The organism is Rhodothermales bacterium (assembly GCA_017643395.1).
Taxonomy (GTDB): domain Bacteria; phylum Bacteroidota; class Rhodothermia; order Rhodothermales; family UBA10348; genus JABDJZ01.
The window spans coordinates 215,516-239,264 of the sequence record JAEPNP010000006.1 but is presented as its reverse complement, the minus strand read 5'-3'; the positions used below and the strand labels follow the sequence as shown (position 1 = coordinate 239,264).

Sequence of the window (23,749 nt, the reverse complement as noted above, 5' to 3'; positions counted from 1 at the left end):
AAGAGTAACAGGTCGTCATGATCCAGCAGGAATCCAGACTCAAAGTAGCCGACAACAGCGGCGCGAAGGAGGTCCTCTGCATCCGCGTACTCGGCGGCAGTGGCCGGCGCTACGCCCGGATCGGAGACACCATCGTGGTGTCGGTCAAGTCCGCCATCCCGGGCGGCAACGTCAAGAAGGGCGAGGTATCCAAGGCCGTTGTCGTTCGGACCAAGAAGGAGTATCGCCGCGCAGACGGCACTTACATCCGGTTCGACGAAAACGCCGCCGTGCTTCTCAACGCCCAGGGCGAACCCCGCGGTACCCGAATCTTCGGTCCGGTTGCCCGCGAACTGCGTGAGCGCCAGTTCATGCGCATTGTTTCACTCGCACCTGAGGTGCTTTAGGCCAGATCGTCATGGCACGCAAGATCAACAAGCAGAAGAAGCTCCACGTCCGCAAGGGCGACATGGTGCGCGTGATCGCCGGCAACGACCGCGGCAAGGAGGGCAAGGTCCTCCGCGTGTTCGCCGAGAACGAGCGCGTCATCGTGGAGGGTGTGAACATGCGAATTCGCCACACCCGCCCGAGCCAGACGTACCCGCAGGGCGGTCGCATCCAGCAGGAAGCCGCCATCCACATCTCGAACGTGATGCCGCTTGACGGCAACGGCGATCCGACGCGTGTCGGGCGCAAGCGCATCGAGGACGTGGACTCGGGTAAGGGACGGTGGGTGCGCTACGCCGCCAACACCGGTGAGGAACTCGACAACTAATGCATGCGCCGGAAGCCAGGGGCTTCGGCATGAATGACGGAAGAGTCATGGAAGGCTACACGCCAAGACTGAAAACCAAGTACCGCGACGAAGTCGTTGCTGCGCTCACCGAGCAGTTCAGCTATGACAACGTCATGCAGGTCCCGCGCCTCGTCAAGATCAGCGTCAACAAAGGCGTTGGCGGCGCGGTGCAGAACAAGAAGATGATCGACGATGCGGTCGAGGAGCTGCGCCGGGTGACCGGCCAGCAGCCCGTCGTCCGCAGGGCCCGCAAGAGCGTCTCCAACTTCAAGCTTCGTGAGGGCATGCCGGTTGGCGCGCTCACGACGCTGAGAGGGGACCGGATGTGGGAGTTTCTCGACCGACTGGTCACACTCGCGTTGCCGCGTGTGCGTGACTTCCGCGGTGTGCCCGACAAGTCGTTCGACGGCCGCGGCAACTACACCCTTGGCGTCAAGGAGCAGATCATCTTCCCGGAAATCGATGTGGACAAGGTGGCCCAGATCTCTGGTCTGGACGTCACCTTCGTGACCACGGCGAAGACGGACGAGGAAGCGCACGCCCTCCTGAAGGAGCTCGGCATGCCCTTCGTGCGCCGTCAGCAGGAAGCCACGGTCTGACCACCCTATAAACCCAACGATCTATGGCTAAGAAGAGCTGGATAGCCCGCGAACGCAAGCGCGCACGCATGGTGGCCAAGTACGCCGAGCGCCGCGCCAAGCTGAAAGCTGCCGGTGAGTGGGAGAAGCTTCAGAAGCTTCCCCGGGACGCAAGCCCCGTGCGCATGCGCAATCGCTGCGCCCTGACCGGCCGCGCCCGCGGCTACCTGCGCGATTTTGGAGTCTGCCGTATTGCCTTCCGTGACATGGCCCGCGCGGGAATTATCCCGGGCGTGCGCAAGTCCAGCTGGTAAGGCGGACCCGATGCGTGGTTAAGCGTCGCCTCGAGCGGCGAACTGACTGACATCATTTGAACATCCCGAAACGATGAGTGCAATCTCGGACCCGGTTGGCGACTACCTGACGCGTCTCCGCAATGCGGCGCAGGCCAACCATCCCTATACCGACATCCCCGCCTCGAAACTGAAGCGGGCGATGACCCAGATCCTGGCCGACAAAGGCTACATCCGCAAGTTCATCAACATCGATGACGGCAAGCAGGGCCTCCTTCGTGTGTACCTGAAGTACCAGAAGGGTGGTACCCCCGCCATCGAGTTTCTGAAGCGGGTGTCTAAGCCCGGTCTGCGCAAGTACGTCGGTTCGACCGATCTGCCGCGCGTCCGGAACGGCCTCGGCATCGCGATCATCTCCACCTCCCAGGGTGTGATGACCGACAAGGAAGCTCGTCGTGCCGGAATCGGCGGCGAAGTGCTGGCCGAGGTCTTTTAGGAAGGCCCCCGAGACATTCATCCGACCATTCTGAATTAGCGAAGCCATGTCACGCGTCGGAAAGCTGCCGATTGAGGTCAAAGACAACGTCCAGATCCAGATCGGCTCCAACAATTTTGTACAGGTCAAGGGACCCAAAGGCGAACTGAGCCTGCAGGTGGACCCGGACATCTCGGTCTCCCTGGAGGACGGCCAGTTGACGGTGACCCGCCCCACGGATCAGAAGCGCCACCGGGCCATGCACGGCCTCTACCGCTCCCTGCTCGACAACATGGTCATCGGTGTATCCGAAGGCTACAAGCGCGAGCTCGAGGTGATCGGTGTCGGCTTCCGTGCCGCCATCGAAAATGGTGTGCTGGAGCTGGCGCTGGGCTTTTCCCACCCGATCTACTTCGTGCCGCCGGAAGGCATTGACCTATCGGTGGACCCCAAGCGGGGCAAGAACACGTTCATCACGGTCGAAGGCATCGACAAACAGCTCGTAGGACAGGTGGCGGCGAAGATCCGCAGCCTGCGTCCCCCGGAGCCCTACAAGGGCAAGGGTGTGCGCTACGCAGACGAGTATGTGCGTCGCAAGGCCGGCAAGACCGCAGCCAGATAAAAGGACTGAAGGGCCGGCGCGTGTCGTCGGATTCTTTCGGCAGAAGAACACATCATGGCAACATCCAAAAGCGAAAAACGGACGCGCGTCAAGCGGGGGATTCGTCGGAAGATCTCCGGCACGCCTTCCCGTCCGCGTCTCTCCGTATTCCGTTCCAACCGGCACATTTACGCGCAGCTCATTGATGACGCGGCCGGTCACACCCTTGTATCCGCTTCCAGCGTCAGCGACGAGATCACCGGTGAGCCGGTTTCCGTCGGCAAGGGTGTCGGCAAACTTCTCGCCGAGCGTGCGCGCGAGGCAGGCATTGAAGCCGTGGTCTTTGACCGCAACGGTTTCCGTTATCACGGACGCGTGCGCGCCGTGGCAGACGGAGCCCGTGAAGGCGGCCTGAAACTGTAGAAACCAGAAACAATGGCCAAAGGAAGAAATCGCCAGCAGCGCGGGCAGCGCTCTGAAGAGTCCCAGAAGGAGTGGATCGAGCGCCTCGTCTCGGTCAACCGTGTCGCGAAGGTGGTCAAGGGCGGTCGTCGCTTCTCCTTCAACGCCGTGGTTGTCGTCGGAGACGGCAAGGGTGTAGTAGGCACGGGCCTCGGCAAAGCCAATGAGGTGGCCGCGGCCATCGCCAAGGGCACTGAGGACGCCAAAAAGAATGTCATCAAGGTGCCCATGAGCAAAGGCACCGTGCCACACGAGGTTGTGGGTCGCAAGGATGCCGGCAAGGTGCTCCTGAAGCCTGCTTCCCCCGGTACCGGTGTGATTGCCGGCGGTGGTGTGCGTGCGGTGCTTGAGTGCGCCGGCTACACGGACATTCTGTCCAAGTCGATGGGCTCTTCCAACCCGCACAACCAGGTTGCCGCGACCAAGGACGCCCTGGCTCGCCTGCAGGACCCGGGTGCGGTGGCCAAACGACGCGGCGTGCCGCTCAGCCGCGTATTTGAGGGATAACGACTATGGCAAAACTGACGATCACGCAGGTCCGCAGCACCATCGGGCGCACGCAGGGTCAGAAGCGCACAATGGCTGCGCTGGGACTTCGCAAGCTCCACCAGACGGTGCAGCATGAGGACTCGCCGCAGATCCGCGGCATGGTGGATCAGGTCAAGCACCTGATCCGGGTCGAGGAGGCGTAAGACCCGGTGCGGCTCGGCCGCACCACCGCATGGCAGCCGCCATGCCTGCCTCACGCGAGTCCGGTCCCGGCCGGGCGACATAGCAACCGCGAGTTCGGCACGAGCCGGGCGCACAGCCAAATCTGACATGGATCTCAGCAATCTGAAGCCCGCAGAGGGCTCGACGAAATCAAAGAAGCGCATCGCGCGCGGAGTGGGCTCCGGCTACGGTGGCCACTCGTCCACCAAAGGCAACAAGGGCCAGAAGGCCCGGGCCGGTGCCAGCATCCCCGCCTGGTTTGAGGGCGGTCAGATGCCGCTTCAGCGTCGTGTGCCGAAGGGCGGCTTCAAGAATCGTTTCCGCGTCGAATACCGGGGGGTCAATGTCTCCCGGCTGCAGGATCTGATTGCCGCAGGCAAACTGGAGGCTTCCCAGGACGTGACTCCGGCGACGCTGGTGGAGCTCGGTGTGGTCGGCAAGAACGACCTCGTCAAGATTCTCGGCGGCGGTGAGCTGGAGGCCGGCATCAACGTGTCTGCCCACAAGTTCAGCGCATCGGCCAAGGCCAAGATCGAGAAGGCCGGTGGCAGCGCCACCGAAATCGCCTGACCATTCTCGGCTAACCTCCCAACCCCTACATCCTCATGGCCGGACTTACCGAAAGTCTCCGCAACATCTGGAAGATCGACGAGCTGCGCACGCGCATCCTCTACACCATGGGTCTGCTCATGGTGTATCGGCTGGGCGCCTATGTGACGCTTCCCGGTGTCGACGCCCAGGCGCTTTCCGCCATCAACGCGCAGAGTGATCCGAATAATCTGTTCGGCTTGCTGGACCTCTTCGTGGGAGGTGCCTTCAGTGCAGCGGGCATCTTTGCGCTCGGCATCATGCCGTACATCACGGCATCGATCATCATCCAGCTCATGGGGGCCGTGGTCCCGTACTTCCAGAAGCTCCAGCGGGAAGGCGAGGAAGGACGTCGCAAGATCACGCAGCTCACGCGCTACGGAACGATCGCTATCACGGCGCTTCAGTCGATCGGCTTTGCCATCCAGCTGCAGTACGGCGCCACAGGATCTGCCATCGTAATCGGCGAGACGTTCTTTACGATCTCCACGGTGATTGTGCTGACCTCGGGCACGGTATTCGTCATGTGGCTTGGTGAGCGCATCACCGAGAACGGCATCGGGAACGGCATCTCGCTGATCATCATGATCGGCATCATCGCCTTCCTGCCACAGAGCCTGTACAACGAGTACGAGCTCTCCGGCAACTTCTTCATCTTCCTGCTGGAGCTTGGCGTGTTCGCGCTGGTGACTGCAGGCGTGGTTCTGGTGACGCAGGGCATGCGCCGCATTCCGGTGCAGTATGCCAAGCGCGTGGTGGGTCGCAAGGTCTACGGGGGCAGCACGCAGTATCTGCCGCTCCGTGTCAACGCCGCCGGTGTGATGCCCATCATCTTTGCGCAGTCGATCATGTTCGTGCCGGCCACCGTGGCCAGCTTCTTCCCGGACAGTCCGGCGATGCAGCAGTTCGGTCTGTTCTTCAGTGACATCTCCGGCTGGGGCTACTCGTCCGTGTTCTTCGTCATCTGTGTGTTCTTCACCTACTTCTACACGGCCATCGCCGTGAACCCGAAGGAGATGGCGGACACGATGAAGCGTCAGGGTGGCTTCATCCCGGGCATTCGCCCCGGCAAGCAGACCAGCGAGTTCATCGACAACATCCTGACCCGCATCACGCTGCCGGGCTCCATTTTCCTGGGCTTTGTGGCGATTCTGCCCGCATTTGCCATGCAGGCGGGCGTTACCGCGGGCTTCGCGCAGTTCTTTGGAGGAACCAGTCTGCTCATCCTCGTCGGCGTGACGCTGGACACGCTCCAGCAGGTGGAGAGCCATCTGCTCATGCGCCATTACGACGGCTTCATGAAGAGCGGCAAGATCCGCGGTCGCCGCGGCGGCGGCATCTGATTCGAATGGTACACCTCAAGAGCGATAGCGAAATCGAAGGCCTTCGGGTGTCCGCCGATCTGGTCGGACGCACGCTGGCTGAGGTCGCGCGTCACATCGAGGTGGGCGTGACCACGAAGCAGCTCGATGCCGTGGCGGAGGCGTTTGTACGCAGCCATGGCGCAGAGCCGGCCTTCAAGGGTTATCGTGTTGGACGCAACGTCTTTCCGGCCACACTCTGCACCAGCGTCAATGACGAGGTGGTGCACGGCATTCCGAATGACGAGCCGCTGCAGGATGGCGATATGGTCTCGGTGGACTGCGGCGTCGTGCTGAACGGCTTCTATGGCGACTCGGCATACACCTTCGCGGTGGGCACCCTCTCCGAAGAGAATGCGGAGCTCTGCCGTGTGACCTACCAGAGTCTGATGGACGCCATCACAGCGGCTCGCGTAGGCGGGCGCCTGGGCGACATCGGCCATGCGGTACAGGCGCGCTGTGAGGCGGCGGGCTTCGGCGTCGTGCGCGACCTGGTCGGGCACGGTATCGGTCGCAGCCTGCATGAAGAGCCCTCGGTGCCCAACTTCGGGCGACAGGGCAGTGGGCGGAAGCTCAAGCATGGTCTGACCATCTGCATCGAGCCCATGGTCAACCTCGGCACGGACCGGGTTACCACGGATCGCGACGGATGGACGGTTCGTGCGGCGGACGGCAAACCGTCGGCCCACTACGAACACATGGTGGCTGTTCGCCGGGGAGGACCCGACGTGCTTACCACGTTCGAACACATTGAGGCCGTGCTCGACACGCCTCCTTACGCGGCGCCTTCGGCGTCACCTCAAGCGGGAGAACCCAACGAGGTTCACTCGGTATAACACGTTCTGCACCAACTTTTTCGGCAACGCCATGAAGGTCCGCGCCAGCGTCAAGAAGAGAAGCTCCGACGACAAGATCGTCCGTCGGAAGGGACGCGTATACATCATCAACAAGAAGAACCCCAAGCACAAGCAGCGTCAGGGTTAGGACATGCCACGTATTTCCGGGGTTGACGTACCAACCCAAAAACGCGCTGAGATCGCGCTGACCAGCATTTTCGGAGTCGGACGCTCGCGAGCCATCGAGATCTGCGAGAAGGCCGGCCTGGACCCCAACTCGCAGCCGGGCACCTGGACCGATGACGACGTGCGCAATGTGCGTCGCATCATGGAGGACGAATACGTCGTCGAGGGTCAGTTGCGCACCGAGGTTCAACTGAGCATCAAGCGGCTGATGGACATCGGCTGCTACCGTGGTCTTCGCCACCGCAAGGGCCTTCCGGTCCGCGGACAGCGTACCCAGACCAACGCGCGCACCCGCAAGGGTCGCAAGAAGACGGTTGCCGGCAAGAAGGCGGCACCGCGCAAGTAATCAACCACCAAGCCAGGGAATGCCCTCGGGCATTTTCGTAACAAAGCCAACAACAGCACATGGCGAAGAGACAGCGGGGCGGTGGCCGTGTTCGGAAGAAGAACGTAGTCGTCGAGTCGAACGGTCAGGCGCACATCCGCGCCACGTTCAACAACGTACTGGTTACGGTCACCGACCAATACGGCAACACGATCTCGTGGGCCAGCTCGGGCAAAATGGGCTTCAAGGGAAGCCGCAAGAACACGCCCTATGCTGCCCAGGTGGCTGCCAGTGCCGCAGGAAAGGAAGCCTACGATCTGGGTCTCCGGCGCGTAGAGGTCTACGTGAAGGGTCCCGGTTCCGGTCGCGAGTCGGCCATCCGCGCACTTTCCTCGGTCGGACTGGAGATTGCCACCATCCGAGACGTGACACCGATCCCACACAACGGCTGCCGGCCGCCCAAGCGTCGCAGAGTCTGACGCGGGCAGAAGCCCGGTTGCGGAGGCCGCTGCTCGTGCGGCAGGAGGCCCCGTACGTTTGTAAACCCACAAACGAGAGAGACAACACACTATGGCCCGATACAGAGGCCCAAAGCAGAAGATCGCCCGGCGCTTCAAGGAGCCGATCTTCGGCCCCAGCAAGGCGCTGGAGCGCAAGCCAAACCCGCCCGGCCAGCATGGCCGCGGCCGTCGTCCGAAAGAGAGCGAGTACGCAATCCAGCTGAAGGAGAAGCAGAAAGCCAAATACACCTACGGACTGCTCGAGCGCCAATTCCGCCGCCTGTTTGAGAAGGCAGCCCGCAAGAAAGGCGTCACTGGCGAGAACCTCCTCCGTTTCCTGGAGGCCCGTCTCGACAACACGGTGTTTCGTCTGGGCTTTGCCCGCACCCGCCGTCAGGCCCGCCAGCTCGTCACGCACGGGCACGTGACGGTCAACGGCCAGGTCCTCAACATTCCGTCGGCCCAGCTTCGTTCAGGCGATCTGGTATCGCTGCGTCCCAAGAGCCGCAACCTGATTGTGGTTCAGGACTCGGTGAAGTCCACCCGGCGCAGCTTCCCCTGGCTGGAAGTGGACCGCAACGCGTTGACCGGCAAGTTCCTGGACTATCCCAACCGCGAGGATATCCCGGAGAACATCAAAGAGCAGCTCATCGTCGAGCTGTACTCGAAGTAGGTCTGATCACGGTTTCGTGCGGAATCGGCCCGCCAACTGCCGATTTCGCCTGAAAGCATTCAATAAGCTGACATGAGCAATTACTCAATCCAGATGCCTGAGGGCGTCGAGGTAGAGGAAGCAACAGATACCTACGGCCGGTTTGTGATCCAGCCGCTGGAGCGCGGTTACGGGGTAACCATCGGTAATGCCCTGCGCCGGGTCCTTCTTTCCTCCCTGGAGGGAATCGCAATCACCGCGCTTCGCGTGGACGGTGTGCAGCACGAGTTCTCGATGATCCCCGGGGTCACCGAAGACGTTGCCGACATCATCCTCAACCTGAAGGGCGTGCGCTTCAAGGCCGAGGAGCCGACCGACGGTGCCGTGCACCTGATGGTGAAGGGCCCCGGCACGTGGACGGCAGCCGACATTGGTGAGGCCACGAGCGAGTTCGAGATCCTGAATCCCGAGCACCACATCGCGACGCTGTCCGAGGACGCCAACCTGTCCGTGGAGCTGCGCATCGGCGTTGGTCGCGGATACGTGCCGGCCGACGAGAACAAGCGCGCCGACGACCCGATTGGTGTCGTTGCGGTCGATGCCATCTTCACGCCGATCCAGAACGTTCGCTACAACATCACGCAGACGCGTGTGGGCGAGAAGATAGACTACGAGCGCCTGAGCCTCGAGGTCACCACCGACGGTTCCGTCCAGCCTGAAGATGCCCTGGCGCGGGCCGCGCAGATTCTGCGTGACCACGTCAACATGTTCATCAAGATGGACAGCGAGCCGCAGCCGACCGAGCAGGAGAAAGAAGTGGATGCCGAAGTGGCCCGCGTTCGCGAGCTGCTGAGCCAATCCGTAGACGAACTCGACCTCTCGGTCCGTGCCCACAACTGCCTCAAGGCCGCCAACATCAAGACCATCGGTGATCTGGTGCGTCGCGAGGAGTCCGAGATGCTGAAGTTCCGCAACTTCGGCCGCAAATCGCTCCAGGAACTGATGCAGGTCCTGGAAGAGCGCAACCTGCACTTCGGACTCGATGTCGACAAGTACCTCGAGTCGGTCAAAAACTAGCTAGCACGGGAGGCCGCGCCGGTCTTCCAGCAAGGTTTACGTCATGAGACACCAGAACAAGATCGCCAAGCTGGGGCGCACCAGCTCGCACCGCAAGGCCACCATGGCCGCGCTGTCGACGGCGCTCATCAAGCACAAGCGCATCACGACCACGCTGGCCAAAGCCAAGGCCCTGCGTTCCTACGTGGAGCCGCTGATCAGCCGGTCCCGGACCGACAACACCCACAACCGTCGTCAGGTCTTTCGCTACCTGCAGGACAAGCACGCCGTGACGGAGCTGTTCTCGGGTATCGCCGACAAGGTCGGTGACAGGCCCGGAGGCTACACCCGTGTGGTGAAGCTCGGGCAGCGTGCCGGGGACAGTGCCCAGATGGCCATCATCGAATTCGTTGATTACAACGAGACCGGTGATTCCGGCCGTTCTACCGGACGGAAGCGCCGCACGCGTCGTGGACGCTCGGGTGGGGGCCGTTCAAAAGTGGCCGCCGCCGCATCCGCCGCCGTGGAGACGGTGAAGGACGCTGCCGAGTCGGTCGCGGATTCCGCCGAGGATCTCGCGGAGAAGGCAGCTGATGTGGCCGAGGACGCGATGGACAAGATCGAGGACGCTGCGGAAGCCGTCGTCGACAAGGTCGAAGACGCCGCCGAGGCCGTAGCCGACAAGGTCGAGGACCTGGTCGACGACGCCAAGGAGAAACTCTCGGGCGACGACGACTCCGACGAGGAAGCGAAGCAAGGCTGATCCGCGCTCGGTCAGAATTGAAGCGGGGTGCTCCCAGATTGGGGGCACCCCGTTTTTTTGTATAGCCAGAGGCCGGTTTAGCCCGGGCCCACAGGAACCGGCCCCATCGGACGCGTACCATTCGGCATGGCACTGTCTTCATCGATTCTGAAGGGCACGGAGATCGAGGTCGAGCCGGAGTTCCGGGAGGCTGTCGACAACCTGATCGAGTCCTGCCGGCGCACGCTGCCCGCTGTGGATGAAGACATGATCCGTCGTGCCTTCCACGTTGCGCACTGGGCCCATCGCAACGATCGCCGGGCCACCGGTGAGCCGTACATCGTCCATCCCCTGGCGGTCGCCCAGATCTGTGTCGATCAGATTGGTCTCGACGACATCACCGTCGCCGCAGCGCTTCTGCACGACGTAGTGGAGGACACCGAAGTGTCGCTGGAGTTTATTCGGGCGACGTTCGGGGATACGATGGCCGAGATCATCGACGGTCTGACGAAGATTGGCGGCGCGTTCGAAAGCCGGGCCGTCGGGCAGGCGGAGAATGTGCGCAAGCTCATGCTGTCGATGGCCTCCGATATCCGGGTAATCCTGGTCAAGTTTGCCGATCGCCTGCACAACATGCGCACCCTGGGTTCGCTCTCCCGGCACAAGCAGTTCAAGATTGCGACAGAGACCCATGAGCTCTTTGCGCCGCTTGCACATCGCTTCGGGTTCAATGCGCTGAAGAGTGAACTCGAGGACCTGTCTCTCAAGGTGCTCAATCCCGACATGTTCTCGCTCATCGAGAAGGGGCTTCGGGACTCTCGCAAGGACAGAGAGGGCTACATCGAGCGCTTCATTGGTCCGGTCACCGAGCGGCTGGAGCAGGATGGATTCAAGTTCACCATCTACGGTCGGTCGAAGAACTTTTATTCGATCTACCGCAAGATGAAGCGGCAGAACAAGCCGCTGAGCGAGATCTATGACATCTTTGCCATCCGCATCGTGCTGGAGTCGAGCGGCAAACAGGGCAGGGAGGATTGCTGGCTGGTCTATTCCATTCTGACGGATCTCTACAAGCCGCTGCCGGAGCGATTCAGGGACTTCGTTTCGGTGCCGAAGTCCAACGGTTATCAGAGCCTGCACACTACGGTGCTCGGGCCCGAAGGCCGCCGGGTTGAGATTCAGATCCGCACCCGCGAGATGCACGAGGTGGCAGAGAAGGGTGTGGCAGCCCACTGGAAGTACAAGGAGGGGGTGGCCCGCTCGGATGCCGAGATGGAGGACTTCCTCACCTGGGTGCGCGAGCTGCTGGAGGGGCCGAAGCCGGAGCAGGCCACGGAGTTCGTTCAGGACTTTCGCCTCAATCTCTATGACGAGGAGATCTACGTCTTCACTCCTCGAGGCGACCTCCTGACGCTGCCCGTCGGGGCGTCACCGGTGGACTTTGCCTTTCAGGTGCACACCGAAGTCGGATTCCATTGCATCGGTGCGAAGGTCAACGGCAAGATGGTGCCGCTATCCCACAAGCTGCACAGCGGAGACCAGGTCGAGGTCATAACCTCCAAGAAGCAAACCCCCAATCCGGACTGGATCAAGTTCGTCGTCACCCAGAAGGCGCGCAGCCGGATTCGCCACTGGATCAACGAGAAGCGGCGCAAGGCCATCGAGCACGGCAGGGAGACCTGGGCAAAACGAGCCAAGAGGGCCGGGATCGAGTTCACGGAGCACGAACTGTCCATCTGGGCCACCAAGCTGCGCTTCCCCAACCAGGCCCAGCTTTTCTACGAGATCGGGACCGGCCTCTTCGACGTCAAGGACCTGCTCTCCCTGGTCCGCGGTCTGCGCAACGCGGAAGGCGATGGGGCGGATGTTGCACCGGAACGCCCTGACGAGTTTGAGACGTTCCTGGAAACCGCCCAGTCCAGCGGTTCGCCGGCCCTTCTCATCGATGGAGAGTTGCACAACGACATCGCCACGGACTATGCGTCGTGCTGCAACCCGATCCCCGGCGACGATGTGTTCGGTTACATCTCCCGAACCGGAGCCATCAAGATCCACCGGGTGAACTGCCGCAATGCGCCGAATCTGCTGATCAACCAACCGGACCGCGTGGTGCCGGTGCAATGGAGCCGTCAGAAGGACGTCAGCTTTGTGACGGCCCTGCGCATCATGGGTGAGGACCGGGTTGGCATTGTGTCGGACATCACGACCGTCATCTCCAAGAACCTCAAGACCAACATCCGATCCATATCCGTGGAGACGGTCGACGGGGTGTTCGAGGGCACGATCGTCATGTTTGTCTCGGACCTTGCGCACCTCAGGCGCCTCATCGACCGGATCAAGAAGATCGAGGGCATCCACGGGGTGTACCGGTTCGAGGAGCAGATCGAGGACGGGCGCTGAGTCGCTTAGCTGCGGCGCCCCTTTGCGCCGGGTCCCGTCGCTTCGGCGCCCCCTCGCGCCGGGTCCCGTCGGCGCGGCGTCTCTTCGTTGCTGAGTCCCCCGGCTTCGCGCCCCGCAGGCGCCGAGCCGGCCGGCCGCCGGGCTCCTGAGCATCTCCCGGGGAAAACCCCGGCTTCTACGCGGCTTCATGGAGCGTCGGGCAGATCCGGTTGACAAGCGTCGACGGCAATCGTTTCTTCTAGGCCTCAGGAAAATCAATGCTTTACCCCAAGAGCGAATGAGCGCGAGACCGCGTACACTGACCAAGAAGGACGTCGCACGGCGCGTGTCCGAACTGGTGGACAGTCCCATCTACAAGTGCGAGCCGTGGGTAAGTGCGGTGGTAGACGCGCTGGGGGGGTTGATGATGGAGGCCGACCCGGAGGTCCGCATCGAACTACGCGATTTCGGGGTCTTCGAAGTGAAGAAGACCAAGGCGAAGCCCAAGGCGCGCAATCCGAAGACCAATGAGACCGTCTTCATCCCAAGCCGCCGCAAGACTCACTTCAAGCCCAGCAAGAAGCTGAAGGCTGTGCTGCAGCAGCCGCTGCTGGACCTCAACTACGAGGTGCCGCAGGGTAGCGCCGATGAGCTGGGAGAAGTGCTGCTGGAGGACGCGGCGTACTAGGGCGGCGTTGAACAGCTCGAGTGCGAGGAACGCCCCGGCCGGCTCCGGTCCGGCGGCCAGGGTTCTCGGCGTGGACGTCGGCAACAAGCGAGTGGGAGTCGCGAAGGCCGATCCGCTGCGCATGTTTGCCCAGCCTGTCGGCACGTTTGATCCCAACACCGCTCTGGAACGCATCCGTCTCATCCATGAGTCGGACGGTGTTGAGACCGTGGTTGTGGGGTGGCCGCTCACCGAGAAAGGTTCAGAGGGTCCGGCCACCCGCATGGTGAACACCTATGTCCGGCGCATCCGGAAGGCCGTCCCCGGCGTGCACATCGTTCGGCTCGATGAGCGCTATACCAGCGAAGAGGCTCGTGACCGGTTGCGCACGAGCCGATCGGGCGTTCCGGTCGATACCATAGCCGCGGGCATCATCCTGCAGGAGTATCTGGACCGCAACTAGAGGGAACGTTTCGTCAGGCCGACGTACACGGTGCCTCTCAAGCGAGACGCATGATTCTGCCCATTCATACGTACGGCGACCCGATTCTGCGAGAGCAGACGAGGGAGGTGACGGAGAATTCCGAGGGCCTGCAGACGCTCATCGACGACATGATCGAGACGATGCACGGTGCGGCCGGAATCGGCCTGGCAGCGCCCCAGGTAGGCCGGACGGAACGCCTGTTCGTGGTGGATCTCGGCCCGCTGATTGACGAGGAGGACCCTGCCACGCTGACGTGGCCGGAGCAGCCCATGGTTTTCATCAATCCGGTCATCGTCGAGGAGTCCGACGATGAGTGCGAGTACGAAGAGGGCTGTCTGTCTATCCCGGACCTCCGTGAGTACGTGGCGCGGCCGGAAGCGATACGGGTGCACTACCGGGACCGCAATCTCGAGAAGCAGGATATCCAGGTGGACGACATGCTGGCACGCGTCATCCAGCATGAGTTTGACCACCTGGAAGGCGTGCTCTTTATCGATCGCATCTCGCCGTTTCGCAGGCGCCTGTTGAAGCGACGCCTCAAAGACATGGCAGCCGGGAATGTCGAGGCGGAATATCCGCTCGCAGTCGATCCGGCCTGATCAGGTGCGCCAGATGATGGCCGCGCCAGCGAAGAGAGCAGCCTGAACAAGCACGATGGTCGCTCCGCTGGGCAGGTCCGCCACGTAAGCCAGCGCCAGTCCGGCCAGCGAGGAGAGCACCCCCACGGTGACTGAGATCACCGTCATCGTCGAGAAGCGTGCGGCTGCGAGTCGTGCGGTCGCTGCCGGGATGACGAGGAAGGCCGCCATGAGAATGATGCCGACCATCTTGACGGATACTACAACCGTTATTGCAAGGAAAACGAACAGGATATAGTCGTCGCGTTCGACAGGTAGGCGGTCGGCATTAGCGGCATCGCGGTCGAAACTGGCGTAGGCCCAGCGACCCCAGAGGCGGGGGATGGTGAGGGCCGTCATGATGGTCATCGCTCCGCCGACCAACAGATCAATTGTCGAAACGGCCAGCACGGAGCCGAACAAATAGGCAAACGCATCGACATTGACGCTGCGCCGCAGGGCCAGGAAAATGAGGCCAAGGGCGACCGCCACCGCAAAGAAAACGCCGACGGCAGTATCGCCGGCAAGGCGGGTCCGTCTCCTGACGACGTTGATGCCGATGGCGACGACAATGGTAAAGGGCAGGGCAACCACCAGTGGTTCTGCACCCAGGAGCAGTCCAAGGGCCACGCCGCCAAAAGCGGCATGGGCCAGTCCTGCTCCGAGGAAGCTCATTCGACGCTGGACCACGAACACGCCGAAGTAGCTGGCCATGGCGCCTACGAGCACCGAAGCCAGCACTGCACGCTGGAGAAAGGGGTAGGAAAGGGCCTCGATCATCGAACCCCGGCGGTTTGCACGCCGTGGGCGTGCCCGACATGACCGAACGCGGCGCGGACATTGGGTTCGCTGAGTGCGTCGGCCGGCGTGCCGAAGGCGATCTGGCGCCCCTTCAACAGGAGGACCTTGCTGGCGTGGTGCACGGCGGCATCCCAGTCGTGCGTTACCAGCACAACCGTGCCTCCGGTCTGCTCCCGAAAGTCGTCAAGCAGCGCGTACAGGTCTGCCGTGCCGGCCGCATCAACGCCGGCTTCCGGTTCGTCCAGAAGCAGCACTTCGACTTCCCTGGCCATCGCTCGTGCCAGATACACACGCTGCAGTTCACCGCCGGAGAGCTGGTTGACCTGACGGTCCGACAGATGGGCGGCACCGACCCGGCCCAGCGCCCTTTCCGACCACGTCCTGAGTTCGCGGTCCAGCCGCCCCGGCCAGGCGCGGCTGCGGGCGCTGGCGACGAGTTCCACCGCGCGGGCCGGAAAAGTGCGGTCGAGTGTCTTGATCTGGGGCACATATCCGACGGAGCCCGCAGGCACCAAAGACGGCACGTGTCCCAGGACCAGCAGTTGGCCGGCGGTGGGCGGCGTAAGTCCGATCAGCGTGCGGACCAGCGTCGATTTGCCAGAGCCGTTGGGTCCCAGGACCGCAACGAGGTCGCCGCCCTCGGCCAGGAACGAGACGTGACTCAGTACATCCCGTTCGCCCAGGCGCACGTGCAGGTTCTCTGCTGCGAGGGTGATGCTCACGGTGTGGCGTTCTCGGTCCGGACCGCCTGAGCGATCCCGCTGGTGATTGCTCGAATCAGCGCATCGTAGGTGGGTGCCGTTTCCGGACGGCCTACGGGATCGACGGCAACAAAGGGAACGCCGGCAGCCTCGGCGACTCGGCGCGCGGCGAGCTCCGGGAAGCCGGTCTGACCTACCACGATGCCGGTTTCCCGTGCGTGGTCGATGGCGGCGCGCACCGCGGCAGGGGAGGGCTCCACACCTTCGACCGGGGCGATGACAAACCGGGTGACCACGCCGGCTCGCGCCAGGTAAGCAGACAGGAACGTGGAGGCCACGACGACGGTCTGACCCCGCAGACGCTGCATGTCGGCAGCGGTTTGTGCGAGTGCTTCTGACTGCATGCGAGCCCGCTCCCGGAGCTGATCACAGCCCAGGGGCGTCTGTCCGCACATGGTCTCTGCGAGCGCAGGCAATCGCCCAGCGACGGCCAGGGGATCCAGCCACGCATGAGGGTCCATTTCCGGGGTCAACAACCACGCAACGGGCCCAGGAGACAGGTCTTCGATCCAGCCATCGACTTCCGGCGTCACGCCAACCACCAGGGACGACTGAGCGGCAAGCCGTGCCGCGGACGGAAGCGGATCGTACGCGTGCGGGGACACGCCTGCCGGCAAGATGGAGGCGACAGGCGCTCCAGTGAGGTCGCCCAGCAGGAGAGAGACAGGGTGCATCGTGGCCACCGGCGCCCCGGTCCGGGACGGCGGCGACGTGCAAGCCGTCAAGCCGACAGCCAGAACAAGGAGCACAGCTTTCATCGAACAGCCGCCGCCATGTCACGGGCCGTCTCCAGGAACGGCCTGAATTGAACGCCCAGCTCCGCTACCGCCTTGGCGTTTTCATAACAGGTTCGGTGTCCGGTCACGCGGGCGGCCTCCCGTGTCAGGAGCGCGGGTCGTCCGGAAATTCGCGCCCACACCTCTGAAACCGCTCCGGCGACCAGGGCCTTGCGAAGCGAAATGGATCGTTTGGGAGGCTGCACGCCGAGTTCGTCGGCCAGAGTCGACAGAATGACCTGCCAGGTCAGGTTCTCCGAGGCCAGGATGTAGCGTTCCCCTGTTCGGCCTCGGTCCATGGCAGCGATGTGTCCGGCTGCGACGTCCCGCACATCGACCACATTCGTGGCCCCGGAAGGAATGCCGGGCACTTTACCGCGCTTCAGGTTGCCCGCAATCCGCATGGTGTTCTCTCCGGGGCGCCCCGGCCCCATCACCAGGGATGGGTTCACCATGACGGCGTCGAGTCCCTCCGCTACACCCCGATGGATTTCGAGTTCGGCGAGGTGTTTGGACAGCGCGTAGTGGGTGTTGAGTGAGGACTCCACCCAGTCCGTCGTCTCGTCATAACAGCCCTGGGACCGTTCGGGTCGGCCCAGCGCGGCAATCGACGAGGTATGCACCAGACGTTCGACGCCTTCCTCGAGACACGCGTCGACCACCGTCCGCGTGCCGCCTACGTTGACCCGCATCATCGGGGCGTGCTCCCTGGCGCCCCCGAATCCGACGAAGGCCGCACAATGATACACGCGAGCGCACCCGCGAACGGCCTGCTGCACAGGTTCCGGGTCCGTCACGTCCCCTTCGATCACTTGCAGGCGCTCCACCGGCAGGCGGTCAAGTCTGGCGGGGTTGCGCGCCAGCACGCGGACCTCATCGCCAGCATCAAGCAGGGCTCGCACCAGCCAGGTCCCGACGAAGCCCGAGCCGCCGGTCACAAGGGTCACACGCATCAGGAGGCCAGTCTGATCAGCAACGCGTCCTTGCCGACGGCATCTCCGGGCACCACGGAGACGGACTCAACGGTGCCCGCCGAAGCAGCGCGAAGCTCATTTTCCATTTTCATGGCCTCAAGAACCACCAGGCCGTCTCCGGCAGACACCTCTGTTCCAGGTTCAACCAGCACCTTGAGTACCAGGCCGGGCATGGGAGCCCGGACCTCGCGCTCGGCGGCACCCTGCGAATTCTCAAAGCCCATCGACTCCAGAAGCAGGGCGCGACGGTCCTTCCAGCGGATCTCTCGTCTCCCGGCGGGAGTGCGTACGATGAGGCCGTCGGGAAGCCGTTCCTCAATCGTTACCACGACAGAGGATCCGTCCAGCAGCACTGCGAAGCGGTCCGGTCCCACGGGCGTCACGGTCAGCGGGAGGGGCACGTTGTCCCTCACGACGCGTTTGCCGTCTGCGTCGAGCGTGTGGGTGTCGCCTTCGACGTCGATATGGTAGGTTTCCAGGGCCACGCGGTCTGATTCGGGCCGCAATATACTCTGCTCCGCGTGCTGCGATGATCAGGATTCCGTGACGGTGTTGACCCCCGAACTGATGGTGCGGGCGTATGCCTCGGGATACTTCCCGATGGCGGACTCCGAGGAGGATGGTGCCGTCTATTGGTACCGGCCGAAGCTCCGCACGGTCATTCCCATTGTCGGGCTCCACGTGCCGCGGCGCCTACAGCGCACGCTCCGGTCGGGCCGCTTCGAGTCACGCTTCAATGCCGAGTTCGAAGCCGTGGTCCGCGCTTGTGCGGACCGGGAGGAGGGCACCTGGCTCTCTGAGGAGATCATTCAGGTTTTCCTGGAACTGCACGGCCTGGGCCGGGCCTACTGCATGTCGGTCTACCGGGAGGGTCGACTGGTCGGTGGCATCTACGGGATGATGCTCGGGAGGGCATTCTTCGCTGAGTCCATGTTTCATCGGCATCGCGATGCGTCGAAGGTGGCCCTCGTCGAGCTGGTCAACTGGCTGCGTGAGCGTTCATTTCTGCTCCTGGATGCGCAGTTTATGACGGACCACCTCCGCCAGTTCGGTGCCTATGAAGTCGAGGACACGCAGTACGAGGAGTTGCTGAACCGCGCGCTTCGTTTGGGGGCCGACGCGGATCCGCTTGTGGCGCAACTGCTCGGCTAGACCCGTTTCTACTGATCTTCAACGCCTTTGGCAGATCCACCGCGTCCAACCCGCATCTAAGTCGCCGCACCTACATGACCATGAGCGATATCACCCGTCTTGGAGTCTTTACTTCCGGTGGCGATGCACCCGGGATGAATGCCTGCGTGCGAGCGGTCGTGCGCACCGCGCTGTCGTATGACCTGGAAGTCGTCGGCATCCGGCGCGGCTACCAGGGCATGATAGAGGACGACATGGTGGAGATGGACGGGAAGTCGGTCTCCAACATCGTGCAGAAAGGTGGCACCATCCTGAAGAGCGCCCGGTCCCAGGCGTTTCGCACGGCAGAGGGGCGAGCAAAGGCCGCCGAGAACCTGAAGAAGGCCGGGGTGGAGGGTCTGATCGCCATCGGAGGCGACGGGAGTCTGCAGGGGGCGTCCGTATTCTATGACGAACACGGGTTCCCGCTGGTCGGCTGTCCGGGTACGATCGACAATGACCTGTTCGGCACCGACGAGACCATCGGCTATGACACGGCGCTGAATACCGCCCTGGAGAACATCGACAAGATCCGTGATACGGCCGACGCACATGACCGTCTCTTCCTGGTCGAGGTCATGGGCAGGGACGCCGGCTTTATTGCGCTGAATTGCGGGATTGGAGGCGGAGCCGAGTTGGTACTGATCCCGGAGATGCTGTCCGATCTCGATGAGGTCAAGCGCCAGATCCGGTCCCAGATGAGCAGCTCCAGCCGCTCCTCAATCGTGGTCGTGGCGGAAGGCGATGAGCTCGGCGGTGCAAACAGCATTGCGCAGGCATTGCGGGCAGATGCGGGCTTCGACCACATCGACCTCAAGGTCTGCATTCTGGGACATACCCAGCGGGGTGGCTCACCGACGGCCCGGGATCGGGTCCTGGCAAGCCGCCTGGGTGCCGCTGCCGTCGACTCGCTGATGGAAGGTCACTACAACGTGATGGTGGGCGTAATCAACGGGGACATCCGGTTGACGCCTTCCAAGAACGTCTGGGGCCGCAGCAAGGCCATCAATTACGAATTGCTCAAGCTGACCGAGCAGCTGCGTTGACATGAGTACCGAGAACTATCCTTCACCGGCCGCAGCGGCGGGCAAGAAGAGCGATGTGGCGGCGATGTTCGACACCATCGCGCCCCGGTACGACCTCCTGAATCGGGTGCTGAGCATGGGCATCGATCGCGGGTGGCGCAAGCGTGTCGTGCAGGCGGTCAAGGACGTAGCTCCGAGTCGTGTGCTGGACGTGGCCACCGGAACCGGAGACCTGGCCATCGAGTGCGTCCGGGCCGGGGTCCCTCAGGTGACCGGAGTGGACATCGCCGAGGAAATGCTGGTCTACGGTAGGGAGAAGCTCAACTCACCCGACCTGAAAGGCCGGGTGACGCTACGCTACGGCGATGCCGAGAATCTGCCGTTTGAATCAGACGAGTTCGACGCGGCCATGGTCGCGTTCGGCGTTCGCAATTTCGAGGACCTCGATGCCGGTCTCCGGGACATGGCTCGCGTGCTCAAACCTGGTGGCAAGCTGGTGGTCCTGGAATTCAGTCATCCGACTGCATTTCCGATCAAGCAGGCCTACGGCCTGTACAGCAAACACATTTTGCCGCGCGTGGGCGGGTGGCTGAGCGGTGATTCCGGGGCGTACCGCTATCTGCCGGACTCGATCGCCGTGTTTCCGGATGGGGAAGACTTCCTGGCGCGCATGCGAAATGCCGGATACCGGGATGTCGCGCAGCGACGCATGACGTTCGGCATCGCCTCCATGTACACAGGCTTCGCGACCTGAGACCGCCTGGACCAGTTCAGGAGCGGTACTTGGTCAGGCAGCACTCGTTCTTCCGCCCGCGCTTCTTGTACTCGACCTGATCCATCAGGCGGCGCATGATGTGCACACCCAGGCCGCCGGCCCGACGCGCGCGCGCGAACTTCATCAGATCGGGCTCCGTGTAGTTGCTCGGATCAAAGCTCTCGCCCTCGTCCCGAATCCGCACGGTGAAGCGATCCGGTTGCACGATGACGGCGATGTCGATGGGGTGTTCAGCCTCCCCCTTGTAGGCGTGCTTTATGACGTTGGCGCATGCCTCGTCCACGGCCATCTTGAGCTGCTCCACCGTGTCCTCGGGGAATTTGGCATCCGCGGCATGGACCTCCACGAACTGACGCACGTCCTCCAGGTAGCGCGTCGAGCTCGGGATGGTCAATTTGTGGATGCGTTTGGTCACGGTGCTGAGGACCTCAGGCGCTGGCGGGCGGCGTATCGAACTTGCCGACGGCATCGTTCTCGGACTCGACGATGTCGAACAGCATCGGGAAGCCCAGCAAGTCGAAGACGTTGTACACCTTGGGCTGCAGCGCGGCGATCTTGATATCGCCCCCACGCTCGCGGATCTCTTCGATGTACGCCATGAAAACGCCCAGGCCCGCGCTCGAGATGTAGTTCAGGTTTGCGCCGTTCACGAGGATCTGCACACAGTCATCCTCCTGACACTTCTGAATGGCGGCTTCCAGTTCGGCTGCGGTATGCGCGTCCAGCTCGCCCTTCAGGTCGAGGACCTGGACCCGGCCGACTGATCGGAAGCCTACTGAAAAACTGCTCATGCTGACGGATTGGTGTTCTGGAGTGGCCGGCGCAAACTACGCGTGCTGCACGGCTCCCGCCATGTCCAGCTCAGCGGCCTCGGGCAGGGCCGCCAGGCCGTGCCACTTGAGGACCATGAGTGTCATGTCGTCTCCGTATTCGCCGTTCTCGGTGATAAAGGTGTTCAGGTCGGTGATCAGCGCCGTGTGAATGCCTTCTGCGGACTCCTGGCGCACGTCTGAAAGGACTTCCAGGAGCCGGTCATAGCCATATTCGCTACCGTCGGGAGCCCGCGATTCCACGACCCCGTCGGTGTAGAGCACGTACACATCGCCTGGTTGCAGTGCGATGCGGGTCTCGGTCAGCGCCTGTCGGAACAGACTCCCCCGGTCCAGCCCCAGGCCGATTCCCTGCGAGCGGAGAAAGCGGGCTTTGCCGTCAATACCGACTGCCGCCGCGGGGCAGTGCCCGGCGCGGGCCAGCACAAACTCCTGCTTGCGGGTGTCCACAAGGCCGTAGATCACGGATACGAACACGTTGCGATCCAGCGACTGGGAGAGTGCCGTGTTCGCATGCTCCAGAAAGTCCGCCGGGGTCGGCGCCAGCCGGGATACGGACTGGAAGATGCCTTGCATTTCGGCCATGTAGAAGGCGGCCGAAGTGCCCTTGCCCGAGACATCCGCAATGATGATCCCCAGCCGGTCTTCCGAGAGGTGCACAAAGTCGTAGTAGTCGCCGCCGACCTCCTGGGCGGGCACGCTCGACGCGGCCACGGAAAGACCGGCAATGCTGGGCACGGTCTGCGGAAGCAGTCGCTGCTGCACTTCCCGGGCGATGGCGAGCTCTCGTTTCAGGCGCTCCTTTTCGACCTGCTGTTCGAACAGATTGGCATTTTCGATGGCCAGGCTGGCCTGGGCGGCCAGGATGGCGATGGTATCCACCTCGTCCCGTTCGAAACCGCGGACCACCTCCTTGCAGGCGAAGAGCGCGCCCAGAAAACGGTCCCGGCCGATCAGAGGGGCGACGACCATGCTGGAAATACTGCTTGCCGCTTTCGCCCGCACGCGGTGATCCCTGACCGCCTGCTCCAGTACGATGGGATTCATCCCGCTGGTGGCCTCCTCAAACAGGCCGTGGAGGTCAACCAGCTGGCCGACTTCCTCCGGGCCGACCCGAGAGGCGGCAACCACTCTCGGCGTGAGCGTGCCCGACTCGGGATCGGCAATGGCCAGCCATGCCGAACTCGCAATGCCCGCCTCCACCGGCGACGCCGCGATCGCCGCGTGCAACCGATCTGAGTCAAGCACCTGCCCCACAATGGTGGTCAGACTCTGCATGGCTGCACGCTCGCCTGCCCGAGCCTCAAATTCGCCGGTGGTCGGCAGATGGAAGAGCAGCGAAAGCACCGTGGTCGTGCAGTAGAGGATGCCGAAGATGGCCGCCAGGCTGCTGAACATGGCCAGCGGATAGCTGAAGCTCTGCACATACGTGTGACTGCCCGGCAAGGTGGATTCCGTCAGGATCGGGTCACCCATGATGCCGATGCCCAACACCAACACAAGGAGCAGGAGCAGCGAGAGACCGATGGCCACCATCTTCTCCCGAAAACTGAGAAACACAATCCAGGACAGCCGGAACGAGCAGACCACCATGAAGACGACGGCCACGATCATGGAGATGGTCTGGAGGTCGCCCAGCGGCTCGCCTGCCCGGATCCCGATCACCGAGAGCGCGGTCACCACCATGGCGCCGACCATGAGGTACCAGTTCCGCTGCGAGGACCGGGTACGTTTGACCAGCACGAGGTCCTTGATGCGCAGCATCAGTATCACAGCGAATGTCCCGTAGAGCAGCCCGATGATGTTCATCTTGAACACCGTGGCCAGCGAAAGCGGGGCACCGGTCTCGAAATCGAACCCAAGGGCCAGACTCGGATCCACCGAGGCGGGGGGGCGCGCAATCAGCAGCACCAGATGCGAGACCACGATGACGACACTGGCCGCCAGGGCCGTGGACCAGAACGACTTGGCGGGTGCGGGTCTGCGTCTCGCGAAGGACTCGGCCAGGAGCGCCCAAAGCCCGCCGTAGCCAATCATGATCACGACGTCGTAGCCCAGCGCCAGCGCCTGGGACGGGGGCTGACCACTCCAGGCAAGGATGTGGTAGACCAGTGCCAGCGCGGTGGCCCCTGTAAACAGCAGGCCCATCAGCAGCGACCGCGTCCGGGTAGGAGCGGTTTTCTTTCGCCGGGGTATGGGTAGCTGCATCAGGTGGAGTGCGGGCGGCCTGGGAGGTTGGCAGTGTACCGCCCCTCCGGGGGCTTTGTTACACGGATCGAGGGCCAGAGAAGGCTCGAAACCCCCAGTGACCGAGGGGCCTCCTGGAGGCGTTGTGACCGTGTCCGGAGG

The 23,749-nt window shown here is 62.9% G+C and carries 33 protein-coding genes; 25 read left to right on the top strand and 8 right to left on the bottom strand.

The window, feature by feature from the left end:
• The first annotated feature begins 17 nt into the window (after positions 1-17).
• From rplN to def, 22 genes are all read left to right on the top strand, one after another.
• Complete coding sequence (gene rplN / locus JJ896_17275) at positions 18-386, top strand: 50S ribosomal protein L14 (GenBank protein ID MBO6781413.1); 369 nt, start codon at positions 18-20, stop codon at positions 384-386.
• Between the two features lie 11 nt (positions 387-397).
• Positions 398-754 carry a 50S ribosomal protein L24 gene (gene rplX / locus JJ896_17270; GenBank protein MBO6781412.1) on the top strand — a complete coding sequence of 119 codons (357 nt, stop codon included), beginning with the start codon at positions 398-400 and terminating at the stop codon, positions 752-754.
• A 47-nt stretch (positions 755-801) separates the two neighbouring features.
• On the top strand, positions 802-1,374 hold the full coding sequence (gene rplE / locus JJ896_17265; protein MBO6781411.1) for a 50S ribosomal protein L5: 573 nt from the start codon (positions 802-804) through the stop codon (positions 1,372-1,374).
• 23 nt (positions 1,375-1,397) lie between these two features.
• The gene (rpsN, locus tag JJ896_17260) at positions 1,398-1,667 is read left to right on the top strand and encodes a 30S ribosomal protein S14 (protein MBO6781410.1); all 270 of its coding nucleotides are present in this window, start codon (positions 1,398-1,400) and stop codon (positions 1,665-1,667) included.
• Between the two features lie 73 nt (positions 1,668-1,740).
• Complete coding sequence (gene rpsH / locus JJ896_17255) at positions 1,741-2,142, top strand: 30S ribosomal protein S8 (GenBank protein MBO6781409.1); 402 nt, start codon at positions 1,741-1,743, stop codon at positions 2,140-2,142.
• 46 nt (positions 2,143-2,188) lie between these two features.
• The gene (gene rplF, locus JJ896_17250) at positions 2,189-2,743 is read left to right on the top strand and encodes a 50S ribosomal protein L6 (protein MBO6781408.1); all 555 of its coding nucleotides are present in this window, start codon (positions 2,189-2,191) and stop codon (positions 2,741-2,743) included.
• A gap of 54 nt (positions 2,744-2,797) precedes the next feature.
• Entirely contained in the window at positions 2,798-3,145 is a 348-nt protein-coding gene (rplR, locus tag JJ896_17245; protein ID MBO6781407.1) for a 50S ribosomal protein L18, read from the top strand.
• Positions 3,146-3,157: 12 nt separating this feature from the next.
• Positions 3,158-3,691, top strand: coding sequence for a 30S ribosomal protein S5 (rpsE, locus tag JJ896_17240; protein ID MBO6781406.1), 534 nt, complete (start codon positions 3,158-3,160; stop codon positions 3,689-3,691).
• Between the two features lie 5 nt (positions 3,692-3,696).
• A complete protein-coding gene (gene rpmD, locus JJ896_17235) occupies positions 3,697-3,876 on the top strand; it encodes a 50S ribosomal protein L30 (protein ID MBO6781405.1) in 180 nt (59 codons plus the stop codon).
• A gap of 127 nt (positions 3,877-4,003) precedes the next feature.
• On the top strand, positions 4,004-4,465 hold the full coding sequence (gene rplO, locus JJ896_17230; protein ID MBO6781404.1) for a 50S ribosomal protein L15: 462 nt from the start codon (positions 4,004-4,006) through the stop codon (positions 4,463-4,465).
• 35 nt (positions 4,466-4,500) lie between these two features.
• Positions 4,501-5,826: a preprotein translocase subunit SecY gene (gene secY / locus JJ896_17225; GenBank protein MBO6781403.1), complete on the top strand. Its 1,326-nt coding sequence runs from the start codon at positions 4,501-4,503 to the stop codon at positions 5,824-5,826.
• Positions 5,827-5,831: 5 nt separating this feature from the next.
• The gene (map, locus tag JJ896_17220; GenBank protein MBO6781402.1) at positions 5,832-6,680 is read left to right on the top strand and encodes a type I methionyl aminopeptidase; all 849 of its coding nucleotides are present in this window, start codon (positions 5,832-5,834) and stop codon (positions 6,678-6,680) included.
• A 31-nt stretch (positions 6,681-6,711) separates the two neighbouring features.
• Positions 6,712-6,828, top strand: coding sequence for a 50S ribosomal protein L36 (gene rpmJ / locus JJ896_17215; GenBank protein ID MBO6781401.1), 117 nt, complete (start codon positions 6,712-6,714; stop codon positions 6,826-6,828).
• A gap of 3 nt (positions 6,829-6,831) precedes the next feature.
• Positions 6,832-7,212 (top strand): 30S ribosomal protein S13, encoded by a 381-nt coding sequence (gene rpsM, locus JJ896_17210; protein MBO6781400.1) that lies wholly within the window; start codon positions 6,832-6,834, stop codon positions 7,210-7,212.
• A 59-nt stretch (positions 7,213-7,271) separates the two neighbouring features.
• Entirely contained in the window at positions 7,272-7,670 is a 399-nt protein-coding gene (gene rpsK, locus JJ896_17205; GenBank protein MBO6781399.1) for a 30S ribosomal protein S11, read from the top strand.
• A 91-nt stretch (positions 7,671-7,761) separates the two neighbouring features.
• Positions 7,762-8,364, top strand: a complete 603-nt coding sequence (gene rpsD, locus JJ896_17200; GenBank protein MBO6781398.1) for a 30S ribosomal protein S4 — start codon at positions 7,762-7,764, stop codon at positions 8,362-8,364.
• A 72-nt stretch (positions 8,365-8,436) separates the two neighbouring features.
• Complete coding sequence (locus JJ896_17195) at positions 8,437-9,420, top strand: DNA-directed RNA polymerase subunit alpha (protein ID MBO6781397.1); 984 nt, start codon at positions 8,437-8,439, stop codon at positions 9,418-9,420.
• A gap of 43 nt (positions 9,421-9,463) precedes the next feature.
• Positions 9,464-10,162: a 50S ribosomal protein L17 gene (gene rplQ, locus JJ896_17190; protein ID MBO6781396.1), complete on the top strand. Its 699-nt coding sequence runs from the start codon at positions 9,464-9,466 to the stop codon at positions 10,160-10,162.
• Between the two features lie 126 nt (positions 10,163-10,288).
• Positions 10,289-12,541: a bifunctional (p)ppGpp synthetase/guanosine-3',5'-bis(diphosphate) 3'-pyrophosphohydrolase gene (locus JJ896_17185; GenBank protein MBO6781395.1), complete on the top strand. Its 2,253-nt coding sequence runs from the start codon at positions 10,289-10,291 to the stop codon at positions 12,539-12,541.
• A 277-nt stretch (positions 12,542-12,818) separates the two neighbouring features.
• Positions 12,819-13,208, top strand: a complete 390-nt coding sequence (locus tag JJ896_17180; protein ID MBO6781394.1) for an integration host factor subunit beta — start codon at positions 12,819-12,821, stop codon at positions 13,206-13,208.
• Between the two features lie 7 nt (positions 13,209-13,215).
• Positions 13,216-13,650, top strand: coding sequence for a Holliday junction resolvase RuvX (gene ruvX / locus JJ896_17175; GenBank protein MBO6781393.1), 435 nt, complete (start codon positions 13,216-13,218; stop codon positions 13,648-13,650).
• 50 nt (positions 13,651-13,700) lie between these two features.
• Positions 13,701-14,270: a peptide deformylase gene (def, locus tag JJ896_17170; protein ID MBO6781392.1), complete on the top strand. Its 570-nt coding sequence runs from the start codon at positions 13,701-13,703 to the stop codon at positions 14,268-14,270.
• On the opposite strand, the gene JJ896_17165 is transcribed toward def, so the two are convergent.
• From JJ896_17165 to JJ896_17145, 5 genes are read right to left on the bottom strand one after another with little or no spacing between them, the layout of a single operon-like run.
• Positions 14,271-15,068, bottom strand: a complete 798-nt coding sequence (locus JJ896_17165) for a metal ABC transporter permease (protein ID MBO6781391.1) — start codon at positions 15,066-15,068, stop codon at positions 14,271-14,273.
• A complete protein-coding gene (locus JJ896_17160) occupies positions 15,065-15,811 on the bottom strand; it encodes a metal ABC transporter ATP-binding protein (protein ID MBO6781390.1) in 747 nt (248 codons plus the stop codon). The genes JJ896_17165 and JJ896_17160 overlap by 4 nt, the downstream gene beginning before the upstream one ends.
• The gene (locus tag JJ896_17155) at positions 15,808-16,608 is read right to left on the bottom strand and encodes a zinc ABC transporter substrate-binding protein (protein ID MBO6781389.1); all 801 of its coding nucleotides are present in this window, start codon (positions 16,606-16,608) and stop codon (positions 15,808-15,810) included. Before JJ896_17155 ends, JJ896_17160 begins: the two co-directional genes overlap by 4 nt.
• Complete coding sequence (locus JJ896_17150; GenBank protein MBO6781388.1) at positions 16,605-17,579, bottom strand: SDR family oxidoreductase; 975 nt, start codon at positions 17,577-17,579, stop codon at positions 16,605-16,607. Before JJ896_17150 ends, JJ896_17155 begins: the two co-directional genes overlap by 4 nt.
• Positions 17,579-18,085, bottom strand: a complete 507-nt coding sequence (locus tag JJ896_17145) for an acetyl-CoA carboxylase biotin carboxyl carrier protein subunit (protein ID MBO6781387.1) — start codon at positions 18,083-18,085, stop codon at positions 17,579-17,581. The genes JJ896_17150 and JJ896_17145 overlap by 1 nt, the downstream gene beginning before the upstream one ends.
• 58 nt (positions 18,086-18,143) lie before the next feature.
• Here JJ896_17145 and JJ896_17140 point away from each other — a divergent pair, with 58 nt between their 5' ends.
• The 3 genes from JJ896_17140 to ubiE all read left to right on the top strand — a co-directional run bounded on the left by JJ896_17140 (position 18,144) and on the right by ubiE (position 20,549).
• On the top strand, positions 18,144-18,752 hold the full coding sequence (locus JJ896_17140; protein ID MBO6781386.1) for a leucyl/phenylalanyl-tRNA--protein transferase: 609 nt from the start codon (positions 18,144-18,146) through the stop codon (positions 18,750-18,752).
• An 80-nt stretch (positions 18,753-18,832) separates the two neighbouring features.
• Positions 18,833-19,816, top strand: a complete 984-nt coding sequence (gene pfkA / locus JJ896_17135; GenBank protein MBO6781385.1) for a 6-phosphofructokinase — start codon at positions 18,833-18,835, stop codon at positions 19,814-19,816.
• A 1-nt stretch (position 19,817) separates the two neighbouring features.
• A complete protein-coding gene (gene ubiE / locus JJ896_17130; protein ID MBO6781384.1) occupies positions 19,818-20,549 on the top strand; it encodes a bifunctional demethylmenaquinone methyltransferase/2-methoxy-6-polyprenyl-1,4-benzoquinol methylase UbiE in 732 nt (243 codons plus the stop codon).
• A 16-nt stretch (positions 20,550-20,565) separates the two neighbouring features.
• Here ubiE and JJ896_17125 read toward each other — a convergent pair whose 3' ends face one another.
• Genes JJ896_17125 through JJ896_17115 form a run of 3 tightly spaced genes read right to left on the bottom strand, consistent with a single transcriptional unit; the run spans position 20,566 to position 23,548 of the window.
• A complete protein-coding gene (locus tag JJ896_17125; GenBank protein MBO6781383.1) occupies positions 20,566-20,985 on the bottom strand; it encodes an ATP-binding protein in 420 nt (139 codons plus the stop codon).
• 13 nt (positions 20,986-20,998) lie between these two features.
• Positions 20,999-21,361, bottom strand: coding sequence for an STAS domain-containing protein (locus tag JJ896_17120; protein MBO6781382.1), 363 nt, complete (start codon positions 21,359-21,361; stop codon positions 20,999-21,001).
• A gap of 36 nt (positions 21,362-21,397) precedes the next feature.
• Complete coding sequence (locus JJ896_17115) at positions 21,398-23,548, bottom strand: SpoIIE family protein phosphatase (GenBank protein ID MBO6781381.1); 2,151 nt, start codon at positions 23,546-23,548, stop codon at positions 21,398-21,400.
• Positions 23,549-23,749 lie beyond the last annotated feature (201 nt).

Excerpts from the sequence above, each read along its gene's own strand:
- rpsN (MBO6781410.1), top strand. The coding sequence starts at position 1,398 with ATGGCTAAGAAGAGCTGGATAGCCCGCGAACGCAAGCGCGCACGCATG.
- JJ896_17180 (MBO6781394.1), top strand. The coding sequence starts at position 12,819 with ATGAGCGCGAGACCGCGTACACTGACCAAGAAGGACGTCGCACGGCGC.
- rpmD (MBO6781405.1), top strand. The coding sequence starts at position 3,697 with ATGGCAAAACTGACGATCACGCAGGTCCGCAGCACCATCGGGCGCACG.
- JJ896_17155 (MBO6781389.1), bottom strand. The coding sequence starts at position 16,608 with ATGAAAGCTGTGCTCCTTGTTCTGGCTGTCGGCTTGACGGCTTGCACG.
- rplF (MBO6781408.1), top strand. The coding sequence starts at position 2,189 with ATGTCACGCGTCGGAAAGCTGCCGATTGAGGTCAAAGACAACGTCCAG.
- secY (MBO6781403.1), top strand. The coding sequence starts at position 4,501 with ATGGCCGGACTTACCGAAAGTCTCCGCAACATCTGGAAGATCGACGAG.
- JJ896_17150 (MBO6781388.1), bottom strand. The coding sequence starts at position 17,579 with ATGCGTGTGACCCTTGTGACCGGCGGCTCGGGCTTCGTCGGGACCTGG.
- def (MBO6781392.1), top strand. The coding sequence starts at position 13,701 with ATGATTCTGCCCATTCATACGTACGGCGACCCGATTCTGCGAGAGCAG.
- JJ896_17120 (MBO6781382.1), bottom strand. The coding sequence starts at position 21,361 with ATGAGCAGTTTTTCAGTAGGCTTCCGATCAGTCGGCCGGGTCCAGGTC.
- rpmJ (MBO6781401.1), top strand. The coding sequence starts at position 6,712 with ATGAAGGTCCGCGCCAGCGTCAAGAAGAGAAGCTCCGACGACAAGATC.
- map (MBO6781402.1), top strand. The coding sequence starts at position 5,832 with ATGGTACACCTCAAGAGCGATAGCGAAATCGAAGGCCTTCGGGTGTCC.
- rplX (MBO6781412.1), top strand. The coding sequence starts at position 398 with ATGGCACGCAAGATCAACAAGCAGAAGAAGCTCCACGTCCGCAAGGGC.
- pfkA (MBO6781385.1), top strand. The coding sequence starts at position 18,833 with ATGAGCGATATCACCCGTCTTGGAGTCTTTACTTCCGGTGGCGATGCA.
- rplE (MBO6781411.1), top strand. The coding sequence starts at position 802 with ATGGAAGGCTACACGCCAAGACTGAAAACCAAGTACCGCGACGAAGTC.
- rplQ (MBO6781396.1), top strand. The coding sequence starts at position 9,464 with ATGAGACACCAGAACAAGATCGCCAAGCTGGGGCGCACCAGCTCGCAC.
- JJ896_17165 (MBO6781391.1), bottom strand. The coding sequence starts at position 15,068 with ATGATCGAGGCCCTTTCCTACCCCTTTCTCCAGCGTGCAGTGCTGGCT.
- rpsH (MBO6781409.1), top strand. The coding sequence starts at position 1,741 with ATGAGTGCAATCTCGGACCCGGTTGGCGACTACCTGACGCGTCTCCGC.
- rpsE (MBO6781406.1), top strand. The coding sequence starts at position 3,158 with ATGGCCAAAGGAAGAAATCGCCAGCAGCGCGGGCAGCGCTCTGAAGAG.
- JJ896_17115 (MBO6781381.1), bottom strand. The coding sequence starts at position 23,548 with ATGGGCCTGCTGTTTACAGGGGCCACCGCGCTGGCACTGGTCTACCAC.
- rplN (MBO6781413.1), top strand. The coding sequence starts at position 18 with ATGATCCAGCAGGAATCCAGACTCAAAGTAGCCGACAACAGCGGCGCG.
- rplR (MBO6781407.1), top strand. The coding sequence starts at position 2,798 with ATGGCAACATCCAAAAGCGAAAAACGGACGCGCGTCAAGCGGGGGATT.
- rplO (MBO6781404.1), top strand. The coding sequence starts at position 4,004 with ATGGATCTCAGCAATCTGAAGCCCGCAGAGGGCTCGACGAAATCAAAG.
- rpsD (MBO6781398.1), top strand. The coding sequence starts at position 7,762 with ATGGCCCGATACAGAGGCCCAAAGCAGAAGATCGCCCGGCGCTTCAAG.
- JJ896_17185 (MBO6781395.1), top strand. The coding sequence starts at position 10,289 with ATGGCACTGTCTTCATCGATTCTGAAGGGCACGGAGATCGAGGTCGAG.
- JJ896_17195 (MBO6781397.1), top strand. The coding sequence starts at position 8,437 with ATGAGCAATTACTCAATCCAGATGCCTGAGGGCGTCGAGGTAGAGGAA.
- ubiE (MBO6781384.1), top strand. The coding sequence starts at position 19,818 with ATGAGTACCGAGAACTATCCTTCACCGGCCGCAGCGGCGGGCAAGAAG.
- rpsM (MBO6781400.1), top strand. The coding sequence starts at position 6,832 with ATGCCACGTATTTCCGGGGTTGACGTACCAACCCAAAAACGCGCTGAG.
- rpsK (MBO6781399.1), top strand. The coding sequence starts at position 7,272 with ATGGCGAAGAGACAGCGGGGCGGTGGCCGTGTTCGGAAGAAGAACGTA.